Source organism: Streptomyces sp. NPDC045470, from assembly GCF_040646595.1.
GTDB lineage: Bacteria > Actinomycetota > Actinomycetes > Streptomycetales > Streptomycetaceae > Streptomyces.
Map to the genome: position 1 here is coordinate 1 of NZ_JBEZAN010000020.1, position 11,928 is coordinate 11,928.

12 protein-coding genes are annotated in these 11,928 nt (G+C 68.7%); 2 read left to right on the forward strand and 10 right to left on the reverse strand.

The features are described from left to right. Positions 1–576 precede the first annotated feature (576 nt). Positions 577–2,469: a Xaa-Pro dipeptidyl-peptidase gene (locus tag AB0A97_RS34940; protein ID WP_361158211.1), complete on the forward strand. Its 1,893-nt coding sequence runs from the start codon at positions 577–579 to the stop codon at positions 2,467–2,469. A 196-nt stretch (positions 2,470–2,665) separates the two neighbouring features. On the opposite strand, the gene AB0A97_RS34945 is transcribed toward AB0A97_RS34940, so the two are convergent. Then, the gene (locus AB0A97_RS34945; protein WP_361157863.1) at positions 2,666–3,520 is read right to left on the reverse strand and encodes a hypothetical protein; all 855 of its coding nucleotides are present in this window, start codon (positions 3,518–3,520) and stop codon (positions 2,666–2,668) included. 1,099 nt (positions 3,521–4,619) lie between these two features. On the opposite strand from AB0A97_RS34945, the gene AB0A97_RS34950 reads away from it, so the two are divergent. After that, positions 4,620–5,177, forward strand: a complete 558-nt coding sequence (locus AB0A97_RS34950) for a hypothetical protein (protein WP_361157866.1) — start codon at positions 4,620–4,622, stop codon at positions 5,175–5,177. A gap of 112 nt (positions 5,178–5,289) precedes the next feature. On the opposite strand, the gene AB0A97_RS34955 is transcribed toward AB0A97_RS34950, so the two are convergent. From AB0A97_RS34955 to AB0A97_RS34995, 9 genes are all read right to left on the reverse strand, one after another. Continuing rightward, complete coding sequence (locus AB0A97_RS34955) at positions 5,290–5,685, reverse strand: hypothetical protein (RefSeq protein ID WP_030655501.1); 396 nt, start codon at positions 5,683–5,685, stop codon at positions 5,290–5,292. Between the two features lie 33 nt (positions 5,686–5,718). Continuing rightward, a complete protein-coding gene (locus AB0A97_RS34960) occupies positions 5,719–6,330 on the reverse strand; it encodes a hypothetical protein (protein ID WP_361157869.1) in 612 nt (203 codons plus the stop codon). Between the two features lie 499 nt (positions 6,331–6,829). Next, positions 6,830–7,222: a hypothetical protein gene (locus AB0A97_RS34965; protein WP_361157871.1), complete on the reverse strand. Its 393-nt coding sequence runs from the start codon at positions 7,220–7,222 to the stop codon at positions 6,830–6,832. Positions 7,223–7,986: 764 nt separating this feature from the next. Then, a complete protein-coding gene (locus AB0A97_RS34970; RefSeq protein ID WP_361157873.1) occupies positions 7,987–8,136 on the reverse strand; it encodes a hypothetical protein in 150 nt (49 codons plus the stop codon). Positions 8,137–8,226: 90 nt separating this feature from the next. Continuing rightward, positions 8,227–9,189 (reverse strand): hypothetical protein, encoded by a 963-nt coding sequence (locus AB0A97_RS34975; RefSeq protein ID WP_361157876.1) that lies wholly within the window; start codon positions 9,187–9,189, stop codon positions 8,227–8,229. A gap of 107 nt (positions 9,190–9,296) precedes the next feature. Then, entirely contained in the window at positions 9,297–9,746 is a 450-nt protein-coding gene (locus AB0A97_RS34980; RefSeq protein WP_361157879.1) for a LuxR C-terminal-related transcriptional regulator, read from the reverse strand. 40 nt (positions 9,747–9,786) lie between these two features. Then, the gene (locus tag AB0A97_RS34985) at positions 9,787–10,512 is read right to left on the reverse strand and encodes a hypothetical protein (RefSeq protein ID WP_361157881.1); all 726 of its coding nucleotides are present in this window, start codon (positions 10,510–10,512) and stop codon (positions 9,787–9,789) included. Between the two features lie 319 nt (positions 10,513–10,831). Next, positions 10,832–11,119 carry a hypothetical protein gene (locus AB0A97_RS34990; RefSeq protein ID WP_361157884.1) on the reverse strand — a complete coding sequence of 96 codons (288 nt, stop codon included), beginning with the start codon at positions 11,117–11,119 and terminating at the stop codon, positions 10,832–10,834. Positions 11,120–11,140: 21 nt separating this feature from the next. Next, positions 11,141–11,755 (reverse strand): hypothetical protein, encoded by a 615-nt coding sequence (locus AB0A97_RS34995; RefSeq protein WP_361157886.1) that lies wholly within the window; start codon positions 11,753–11,755, stop codon positions 11,141–11,143. Positions 11,756–11,928: the final 173 nt, after the last annotated feature.

Consider the following 11,928-nt stretch of genomic DNA (forward strand, 5'->3'; position numbering starts at 1 on the left):
CAGCAGACCGCGGACCTGACGTCGACACGGCAGAGGTGAACACCGAGTCCCGCCGCCATCCTCGACGCCTCACCGCTTACCGTGCACGAGGTCGTTAGCTCTCGCCCCCGGCGCGGGGTGCCAGCGAAGTAGGCGCGTGCGTCAGCTCTGGGCGCCCGATCCAGCTGGGCGCGTGCGCGGCCGGCCAACCGCTGAACGCGGACGAATGTTCACAGTGTGCAGGTGCTTAGCACACATATCGGTCTGGCACAGAAGGCACACCGGTGAACTCGCGTGCGCCAGGCAGTTGCACGCAGCAATGACTGGTGCATGAGACATTGCGCTATATGTCGGCTCAATGACAATCATGTAATGACTGGGGACATAAATGCGATGTGTGGGAAGAGGCTGAATAGGCTTGACGACCAAGACGAAAGCATGTTTGTCCCCTGCGTCTTGGAGCTTCTTGTGCACCGCAGACTCATCGCCCCGAGCGCGCTCGCGGCCTCTCTCCTGCTGGCGGCCCCAGCATCGGCCGCCGGCGTCTCCCCCGGGGCCCCGGGCATCAGCGACAACGCTGGCGCGGCGCGGGCCAGCATCGAGCGAACCACCGAGGTCGTCGCCGAGACCGACACCCCGCGCAAGCCGGGCGAGAGCAGACCCGTGTACTCGTACAAGGACGCGATACGTGAATCCGTATGGGTCGACACCCGGATCGACGGCGACGCGGACGGCAGGACCGACCGCGTCGCCGTGGACATAGTCCGCCCCCGGGAACTCGACCGCACGGGCCGCCGCATACCCGTGATCATGGACGCGAGTCCGTACTACGCCTGCTGCGGACGGGGCACAGAGAGCCAGAAGAAGACGTACGACGAGAAAGGCAACCCCGTCCAGCTCCCGCAGTACTACGACAACTACTTCGTGCCCCGCGGCTACGGCTACGTCGCCGTCGACCTCGCAGGCACCAGCCGCTCCGACGGCTGCGTCGACGTCGGCGGCCGCTCCGACGTCCAGTCGGCCAAGGCTGTCGTCGACTGGCTGAACGGGCGCGCCTGCGGCTACACCAGCCGCACCGGGAACGAACGTACGAAGGCGTCGTGGTCCAACGGCGACACCGGCATGATCGGCAAGAGCTTCGACGGAACCGTCGCACAGGGCGTCGCCGCCACCGGAGTGCCGGGGCTCAAGACCATCGTGCCCATCGGCGCCATCTCCTCCTGGTACGACTACTACTTCGCCAAGGGCGCCCCGCTACGCGACAGCGGCCCCGAGTGGCTTTCGAACTCCGTGGAGAGCCCCGAGGCCCGTGCCCGCTGCGGCGCCGTGCAGCAGCGCCTCATCGACCGGGCGCCCCGCACCGGCGACTGGACCAGGCTGTGGAGCGAGCGCAACCACGTCCCGGACGCCGACAAGGTGCGCGCCAGCGTCTTCGTCGTCCACGGGATGCAGGACCTCAACGTCCGCACCAAGCACTTCGGCCAGTGGTGGGACGCGCTCGCCGAGAACGGCGTCGACCGCAAGATCTGGCTCAGCCAGACCGGCCACGTCGACCCCTTCGACTTCCGCCGCGCCCACTGGGTGCGCACCCTGCACCGCTGGTTCGACCACGAACTCCTCGGCTACGAAAACGGCGTCGACCGCGAACCAATGGCCGACATCGAGCGCGCCCCGGACCGCTGGAGCACCGACCGCGTCTGGCCCCCGCGCGGCACGCGGGCCGTCAAGCTCCGCCCCGCCAAGGGCACGTCCCCCGGCGTGGGCACCCTCGGCACCCGGCCAGGCAAGGGCACCGAGACCTTCACCGACGACCCGAGGCTGAGCGAGACCGACTGGGCCGGGCAAATCGACACATCGACCCCGAGCAAGGCGGGCTTCGTCAGCAAGCCCCTCAGCCGTGACCTGCGCCTGTCCGGCTCCTCGAAGGTGACCGTCACCGCGACCCCGACGACCCGCACCGCCCATCTCTCAGCGGTCCTCGTCGACCTCGGGCCCGACACCATCCGCGACTACGCCGAAGCGGGCGAGGGCATCACCACCCTCCCCGAACGCACCTGCTGGGGCGCGAGCACCACGGGTGACAGCTCCTGCTTCAAGGAGACGCGCGCGAAGACCGCTGACGTCGGCTACACCGTCTTCAGCCGCGGCTGGGCAGACCTCGGCAACTGGGCCGATGACCGGCGCGGCCGCCCCCTCACCCCGGGCAAGCCGCACACCATCACCCTCGACCTCGCCGCCACCGACCACGTCGTGCCGAAGGGCCACCGACTCGCACTGATCGTCGCGGGCACCGACAAGAACCTGATCGAACCCCCCGCCGACACCCCGACGCTCACCGTCGACCTGGCCCGCACATCCGCGGAACTGCCGCTCGTCGGCGGCGCCGGTGCGTTCACCACCGCCGAATCCGGCACGCCCCGCGAAACCCGACTCGACGGCACGGCCGCGCCGCGCCGCATCGACCCCGTCCCGGGAGGCAGCACTTCATGACACCGCGCATCCGCTCCCTCGCGCCCGCCGGCGCCACCGCCGCGCCGCTCCTGACGGTGCCCGCCCAGGCGACGCCGACCCCAAGGGGTTGTCCGATGGGTTCCCCGAAGGCCCTCATGCTGAGGTAGCCGCATCTCAGCAGGTCCACCGTCTGTACCGGGCAGCCACTCGTTGGTGTGGTGTGGGATCTCCGCCGTTACTGGCGAATTCTGCGAGCGATCCCCGTAATTTGCCGGATCGTGGATGAAACCAGAAGTCGTCGGCTGTCGCTGGTCCCGCAGCTGGCGCTCACGACGGGTGAGTTGCGTCCGCCAGAGGAAGGTCTGGCGGACGTACTCACGCTGCAGCAGCGAGCCGCCGCGATCTCGGACAGCGCTGACGAGATCGCTTTCTTCCATGCCCCTGTTGCGGACTCGCGGTCCAGTGTTCGTGAATCTCTCATCTCGAAGTCCTGGCGATGGCGCCTCGGACGTGCACGGGCAAAGGGGCGTGTGGAACGGCGAGTGCGAGTTGCTCGGACACGACCTGCAAAGCCGCAGGACGCTTTCATGCGAGTTGGCACCAGGCGCTCACGGACGTGATCGGCGAAGGCGAGCTTGCCTTTCTCCCAGGCGTCGCGGACGTGCTTGTGCACGGTGGGCAGCTTGTGCGGCACCAGCGGCCATGCGTAGCCGGGGCCGGGCCGGCGGGCGACCCGGAAGCCCTGCCAGGCACCGAAGCCGCCCTCGGGAAGGCCGCAGTCGCGGGCCAGGTCGGCCCACCGGTTCGCCTTGATGTGGCGGCGGCAGCGCTCGCACGCCTTCCAGAGCATCGCGGCGAAGGGCAGGCCGATCTTGATGCCGGAGCCGGGGACGAGTTCGCGGGAGTCCTCGGCCTGGCCGGCGGGGAAGGCCCACACCACCGGGGGCGACTCGATGCCGACGAGCGGGCCGTTGGGGCAGAAGTCGCACGCGGCTCCCGCGTTCTCCATGTTCATCGGCTCGGCGACGACGGCCTCGTCCCGGGGAGCCGGGACGCCGGTGATCGCTTCGAAGACCGTGTTGGGTTCCATGTCCTGCATAACTACCGGGGGCGCTCGCAAGTGATGGCACGCTTCCCCAGGTTCAGCCCATCCGACCGGACCATGCCGTACGTACCTGAACAGCCTGCTGATACCCGTAAGGCACGGGCTCCTGCCGCTACTTGCCCAACATGCCCGACGCTCGTCACGCACCCCAGATAACACGGGAGGTCGCCGACTTCGCGCGCGGCATCTGCGGACTCGCGGTCCAGTGTTCGTGAATCTCTCATCTCGAAGTCCTGGCGATAGCGCCTCGGACGTGCACGGGCAAAGGGGCGTGTGGAACGGCGAGTGCGAGTTGCTCGGACACGACCTGCAAAGCCGCAGGACGCTTTCATGCGAGTTGGCACCATGACTCGAGCGCCCCGGATATCTGCGAAGACCTGCTTGACCGGACCGCTTTCTGCCACCGTCTGGTGTCCATGAAACCCATGGAGTCCGCGACCGGGCTCAACACCGAACAGCGGTTCCTACGCTTGGCCTGCTTCGTGCTCGGCGTCCTTCTCGCCGTGGCCGCCTGCGGCGGCGGTCCCCCGCCCGGCGGTAGTCCGGCAGCCAAGCCGAAGGCGCCGCCGGAGTCCTTCCCGCAGGAGCGCACCGCCGTGTTACAGGGGGCGTGGCCCTCCCCGGCCAGCGAAGACGACCTGGACGACGTCATGACGCTGGGTGTGAGCCGTGCCTACGCCTACGACCAGGACGACGTCGGAATCACCGCTTTCGAGCTGGACTCCGGTGACACCGCCTGGCACACAGCCATCCCGCACGGGGGCTCTGTCGCCCAGGCACCTCGGCTCGCGGGCAACAAGGTGATCGGTGCCTTCGCCACCACGGAAGAGGGCACGGGGACCCACACCGACCGGCACGGCATCAGTGTCGTCGCCCTGAACGCCGACACCGGAGAAACTCTGTGGACGCGCAGGCTCGCCGGTGACGACATGACTGCTACGGCAGAGCCCCACGTGGTCGCCGCCGACGCCCAGCACGTACTCGTCACCTCATACGAGCAAGGCTATTCAGAGTCTCTGCCGCTCTCCGCCCTGCTCGACACCAAACCGGCCAGGTCATCTGGACCGACACCAACTTCAAGGGCGTGGACCTGGAGCAGTCAGTGGCCGTCGGCGTGCGCGGCGACAGCGACTTCGTCGGCAAGTCGGCCTCTGACGGCAGGCAGATGTGGCAGCGCAACCTGCGACTCGGGGAGGCCACCGCATCGGACGCCGGCCCCGGGCTGACCTTGGCCGACGGGACCACCGGCGAAACCCTGCTGATCGACGCCGCGACCGGTGCAACCCGCCTGGACTCTGGTGACATGCCACTGAGCGACTGCCACTACGACGGGTGGAACACGGCGATCTGCGCAGGGACCGACGGCTCCGGCCACGCGGTCGTAGGGGCCCTGGACGTCCGCACGCCGCACGTCCTGTGGCGGTTGCCCGACGTGGCGGCGCGCCGTGACGCGCCCGCGATCACCTCGGCGTGGCACGGAGTCGTCTACGCCCAGGCCGATCAGGCCATGACCCTTGATGCCCGTACGGGCAGCGACCTGCGCACCAGTATCGGCCCCATCGCGCCCGTCCTGGTCAACGACAGCTACGGCCTGGTCTTCGACACCTCGACCCGAGCGGTTGACGTCTACCGGGCCACCTAGGTACCTGCCGTCCAGATACCGACTCGCGGCTCAGCGAGGTGTTGGCTGTTGGCCCGCGCGATCGAGGTCCTACCGGGCGCCCGGCAGGACCTCGATCGCATTGTGACGTGGCTTACCAGCCCGTCATCACAGCACCGATCGGCAGAGGGGCGGCCAGCAAGACCAGCGCTTTGATTCGTAGAGAATTACTGATGTCGCTGCCACTCTTGGTCAGGCTGCAGACGACAAAGGCGGCGACAACGCCCAGAGGAAAGAGGATTGGGACGGTTTCCTGCAGTCCGCTGCGAGTGCCGCCTACGTACGCCGCCGACCATGAGCCGACAAGCCCGACGAGCACCGTGAAGAATACCTTCCCTGCGCTGAACCACTCGCGTTCCATCAGTTCAGCCAGTTCTCCGAAACTGGCACCATCACGGCGCTGGCGGGCGGCGGTGACGACGAATGCGATCAGCAAGGCGGATCCGACGCCGAAGAACCCCCAGCGTAGAACGGTCGCGGCTAGCTCCATCGTCAAGACACCAGTCCTTCGTCTGCCCCTGTGTCACCAGCAGTGCTTGATGACGTCGGTTACGCCCAGTATCTCCGCGCCGATGGCGCCGAGGCCCGTTCCAGCCTCTTCGAAAATCTCCATGATCCCCTTCTTGAACGTCTTGCCCATCTTCTTCTTGGACCTGATCTTTGCGATGACCTTGCTGACACCGCCGAGCCTGTCGATGGCCTTCTTGAGTTTGTAGATCTTGCCGATGGCGAGGAGGTTGGAGCCGAGGGCAATAGCAATGCCGCGCGCGCATCCGCCCAGGTCGAAGGACCGTTTCTGGCCGTCACCCACCGACTTGGCGGGGATGCGCTCAGCCAGCCACTGCGCGGTGGCTTTCTCTCCCTGCGCAAGCACCTCGTCAGGGATGGAGTCTATGAGCGTCAACGCTTCCTCCAGTGCCTTCAGGACCTGGTCATCGGAGCCGACGCCCTCCAAAGGTCCGCTTCTGGGGTCAGCTACTGCAACGGCGGTTGATGGTGCCTCAGGACGTGACGGTGCATCGGAGGCGTGAGCGGCAGCTGTGGTGACGAACACAGCCCCAGCAGCTATACCGGCCACTACGGCCGTACGACACCTCAGCGGCGCGCCAGTCCGGGCGTTGACAAATCCAGACATGTAGAAGTTCCCTTCATTCGTAGAGCTCAAGGACGCTTCGGCCCGCCTAATGCCCCTGGTCAGAGGTGCATGGGCGTCGACGTGCTTCAGATCGTTATTGATTCGCCAACCACCGACAAGGCCCATATGGCCCCTCGGACTAGGGCCTGACTGGCTTGAAATCGGCCTTGTGATCCGCAGAGCGCCCTGAGTGGGAGGCGCGGTGGCAGTGGGTGAGTGCCAGCAAGTTGGTGAGGCGGGGGCTGTGACGGAGCGGTGATGTTCAGGGGGCTGGGCTGCTGTGGTCTGGTGTCCTGTCTTTGGTGTGGGATTTGGGACGGCTGAGTCGGTTGTGTTCGAGGGTGATGGGGTGGGCTGGGGTCGTGTTCGGTTGGGTTGTTCGGGTGGCTGGTCTGCGGTCCGGTAGTTATGTGGGATTGATCTTGGTTTTCTCGTAGGTGTGGTGGCGCGTCTGTGGGCGGTTGCGCTCTCTAGGGCTTGGGGTTCCGGGCGGTGCTGGTCAGCGTGTGTGGGTGAGGAAGGCCCCGAGGGGGTCGTTGGCGTTGCTGGCCAGACGGGGCAGCCCGAGTCGGTGGGCGATGAGGCTGAGGGCCTTGCCGGTCTCGCGGTGTGGCCGGTTCAGGAAGGCGGCGAGTGTGCGGGCCAGGGTGACGGTTTTGGGGTAGGTCACCAGGTCGCGGGTCAGCAGGGCAGGGGAGGCACTGCTGGTGGCGGTGAGGTGGGGGTTGGTGGAGCTGAGCCGGTTAAGGCGGGTGTGCCAGCGGTGGGTGAGATGTTGCTGGTGGTCGTACCAGCGGGTGGTGATGGCGCGCGCTGCGGTCCAGGCGGTGTTGGCACGTGGGTGCCGTAAAAGGCGCTGGTGGGTGTGGTGCGCTGCGGAGAGTTCGGGCACGGCCCCTGTGCGGATGGGGGAGGTGAGCCGCGGGTCGGGGGCGGCTTGCTGATGGCGCGGGCACATCAGCCGGTGTGGTGCCGGGTGGACCCAGGCGGTGTCGGTGGCGTTCTGGCTGCGGTGGCGGGTGCACAGGGTGCAGGCGCGGACGGGCTGCTGCCGGCCTCGAGCCGTGTCCAGCGCGCGGTGGCAGCGGTGTGGTGGGTGTCGTCGTCGGGGGGGGGGGGGAGCCGGGGCAGGGCGCGCGGTCAGGTGGGGCAGTGGTGTGCGGGTCAGGACGGCGAGGTGCTGGCCGCGTTGTGGTTGAGGTGGAGTTCGGCTGCTGGCAGGGTGCCGTGGCGGTGGAGGGTGATGCTGCCAACTCGCATGAAAGTGTCCTGCGGCTTTGCAGGTCGTGTCCGAGCAACTCGCACTCGCCGTTCCACACGCCCCTTTGCCCGTGCACGTCCGAGGCGCTATCGCCAGGACTTCGAGATGAGAGATTCACGAACACCGGACCGCGAGTCCGCACCCGTGCACGTCCGAGGCGCTATCGCCAGGACTTCGAGATGAGAGATTCACGAACACTGGACCGCGAGTCCGCACCTGGGTCTTCGCCAGGAACAGGTAGCCGTGCTTGGTGCGGCTGGCGGGGCGGGCGCATACCTGGCACAGGAGATGTTCCATCGCGGTGCGCTGCCGCTCGGAATGCGAGTTCCCGAAGCGCGGTTCACCATCGCCGTAGCTGCCGTCCCAGCGTTCCCACAGCACGCCGAACCGGGGCCTTAACGGAGGTAGCCCAGTCCCTTGGCGGTCATGCGCAGGGTGCGGCGGGAGATGTCCTGTTCGCCGGTCCAGGCGGTGACGTACGGGACGGTGCGCCCCTTCCAGATGTTGCGCGGACGCCCTGGGCGCGGGGTGGGGGTGGTGTTCATGAGGGCTTTCCGGGGGGGGAAAGAGGTGCCCGGCGGTGTGCGGGGAGGCGTGACCGCCGGGCACCGGGTTATAGGTGGCCCACTGGCCTGTTACCGGCGTCGGAGGAACGCCGCCTGACGCCACGTCGCGGGGCGGCGGGACACGCTGGCGAGGCCGACGCGGCGCTGCCAGATGCCCGGGGCCACGATCTCGTCCTCAACGGGGCACTTCGAGACGAAGCTCGTCCATATGCCGTTGAACTGGTCGAGGCCAACACGGTCGATCGCCTTCTGTACGAAGCGGTGGCACTCGTCGTAAATGGCTTTGGCCTCGGCGGCGCTGGGAGCCTCTCCGTTTCGGTTGCGGAAGACCCCGTGCCGGTCCTTGGCGCGCCGGAAAATCTCTGTCCCTTCGGCCTGCGGCCAGCCCACCTTGCGCCCCAGGACTTTGAGGTTCACTTCCTCCTCAGCCCAAAAGGCGTGTCCCTCGATGAGCTTCATGGCGGCGATTGGAACGAATCCGTGGCCGGGCACTTTCACCGTGCGCGCATAGCGCGTCATGGCCGCGACCCAGGCCAGGCCTTGGCTCGCGCGGTGCTGTGCGAGGTGTGTGAGCTCGTGCGCGACGGTGCGGTAGAGCTGGTCGTCGTCGTGCTGCGCGTGGGTGATGACCTTGGCCTTCATCAGTACCTGCGGCCTCATCAAGGCGTCTTCCATGCTGTGGGCGGCGTCGTCGGCCCAGCGGCGGACCATGTCCTTGGCGGCGTCGATGTAGTCGGTGTGCCAGGCCGCACACTGCTGGGCGTCGATTGTGAAGCCGACCCGGGCGACGGCGATGCGCTCACGGTGCGCCAGTCCGTGGAGGTGGGCCAGCCAGGTGCGTGCGAGGGCCGAGGGCGTCACCACCCGGATCAGGGGGCGGGGTGGCAGCGGCAGGCCGGTGACGGCCTCCACGACAGGGGCGACCTCGGCGGCTATGGTGCGGATACGGGCGCCGAGGTCGTCGTACTTGGGTCCGGCTTCCTGCCGTACCTCGCAGGCTGGTGTGCCGGCGTCAGCTTCGAGCTGGTTCATCTGTGTCTTTCGCATAGGTGTCGGTGAGGTCGGTGTCGTGACGGCCGCGCCGCCGGGACGGCGATGCGAAGAGGGGGCGGCCCTGCTGTTCCAGGGCATACGTCCGGTCAAGGGCCGGAGGTGCGAAACCGCTTGTGGTCGGGGCCGGTCAGCAGGCCGTACTGGTGGCCCAGCTTGATCAGGTGGGGCTCGGACGCGGCTCCGGCTTTCTTCATGAGCGCTCTTATGGCGTCTCGGGTCGTGCCGCCCGGCACTCGCACCGAAATCGGGTAGGTAGCGACCACGGTCCACACCCGCCTCTCCTCCAGGGTGAAGAAAACCGGCGTTTCACCGGGCATCGGCAGCGGAAGCAGACGCTTGGTGTAGCAGCGGTGCAGGACGTGCGCGCGCGAGCCGTCGCCCACCTTGTTGCGCACTCGTCGCAGGTGGTTCATCAGTGTCTCGGGCTTGATGCCCATCGCGGCGGCTGCGGCCGCTGTGGACTTCCCGTCGGCGAGAAGGGGCAGGCCCCGGACCTCGGTGGGCGTCAACTTGTCGTACTGGGTGCGAAGTGTCACGGCAAGCTCCTTGTGCTGTGGGTGGCAGGGCGCTGCGGCGTCATCCGGCGACGACTTCGACGGCCTGGATCACCGTGGTCGTCTGGAGCAGCTTCCGTACCAGCCGCTCGGCGACGATCCAGCGGCCCCGGGCGTGCTCGTAGGGCAGTAGGACGTCGTGCTCGGCGGTCTCGAAAGCGGTGCCGGCGAACCGCAGCCTCCGGCCGCGCACGCCGTACAGGACGGGCTCGGCCGACCGGACGGCGGTGTAGCCGTCCCGCAGGTCGGGGCGGTAGCGGGCGTAGGTGAGGGCGTGTTCCAGACACACCGCGGGCCAGGTTGTCAGCCGCCCGTCGACGGGCTCGGCGGCCAGCGGCTCCAGGAACAGCCAGCCGTCACCGCTGCGGCCGGCCGGGTAGTTGCAGACCGGGCAGTGCAGCCGGACCATCGTCTCCCGCAGCCGGCCCGGGTGGACCTGCCCGGTCAGCCAGGGCCCGGCCGGTTTGCCGGACCGGCCGAGGCTCTGAGTGTGGCGCTGCCACAGGACACCGTGGACGTCGCGGTCCTCGGGAACCTCATCGGCGTAGGCCAGCCCCCATTCCCCGGGCGCATCGCGCAGCGTCAGCTCCTGGTCCACCGGCTCTTCCCCGGTACGCAGCGCGATGAAGGGGACGACGGCCGGCTGGTGCACCGCCTGGAGATGGTTGCGTGCGGCAAGCCCTGCGGATGAGGGGGAGTGCGAGTCGAAGGTGAGCATTTTCCTGCCTGGCGGTCGTACGTCGGACATGGTCAGAGGGGCCCTCCGGCCGCGCGACCAGGTGTCTGCGCGGCCGGAGGCGATGTGACGGCCGCCGGGAGCCCCTTCGTGCTCCCGGCGGCCCCGCGCGAGACCCGCTCCCTGTTCGGCCGTTGGAACGCGGGTCAGCCTCGGCGGACCGTTTCCGAGGGGCGCGCGGTTGCGGTCGTCGGCGCCGGGCCGAGACCGCTTCTCCCTGCGCGAGGCCGGACGGCTGCGCACCGGGAGAGGTCGGGTGGGTGCGGCCGGCGTGCCAGCCGCACCCGGCGCAGGCCACGCCCTGCGCCCTTCCCCGGCCGGGGTCTCGGTCTCATCCGGTCCGGGAAAGCTCAGGGGTGGGCTGGGGTACGGGGCGGCGCAGGATGTCGATGAGCGTGTCCAGGTGCCAGCTGACCACCACGTAGTCGTGGTCGGAGTCCCCGTCGGCGTCCACGACTTCGCAGGCGGCTGCGGCCGGGAGCAGGGGGCGGCTGGCACAGACCCAGTCGACGCGGGTGGCGGGCCCGTGGGTGGTGGTGGCCTGCATGGTCGGGGCCAGGCCCGCACTGTGGCCCTGCGTCGCGGCCAGGTGCCGGGCCACATCGACCACACCGGCCATCTCCAGGATGGCGTGCGGCTCCTAGTCCATGACGTACGTGCCGTCCGGGCCGCGGCGGGTGCGGTGCGCCCGGTGCGGCTCGTCACCGATGTCCCGCACCTGCGGCAGCGGCACCTCGCCGGGCGTGGCCTGGGCGGCGTCGATGCCGAGGATTATGTACGCCTTGCGGCGGGAGCCGTCGGCCATCCGGATCACCTTGTCGTTGAAGGTAGTCAGCCAGCCGGTTTCTATTTCGCGCTGCACCGGGACGGGGTAGGGGTTGTGCCCGGCGACCCCGATGACGGGCGTGGACTCGGGCCCGGCGGCCGCGAGCTGGAACCCCACGGCGGTCGGCGGCCTCTCCATGACCTTCGCGGGGCTGGGGTACTCCGCGACGGGCCTGAGCACCGCCGTGTCGGCGAAGACGGCGGTGGCCGAGCCCTCGCCGAGCCAGCCGCGCATCCCCAGCCCCACCTCGGGGTCCTCCGCCTTGTACATCACCGCCCGTGCGTGGTCGGCCGCCCCGGGCATCTCCTGGCGCAACACCAACGCCGGGTTGAAACTGCGCAGGCGGCGCAACACCTTCAGGCGCCTTTCCCGGCTGCCGAAGCCGTTCTCCTGGCAGTTGAAGCTGATCGTGATGAAGCTGCTGCTCATAGGGCGTTCGTGCTCCTTTGGGTGTGACGGGGCGGTGACGCGTGCGGTGGTCCCTGGCCGCGGGCCGCTCTCCCGCGGCCAGGGCCTGCTTGCGTGCCGGGGCGGGGGGCGGCGGTGGGCCGGGCCGGCGCGCGCCGCGCCCCGGCGCCGACCGCGCACACCAGGGGGGGCAG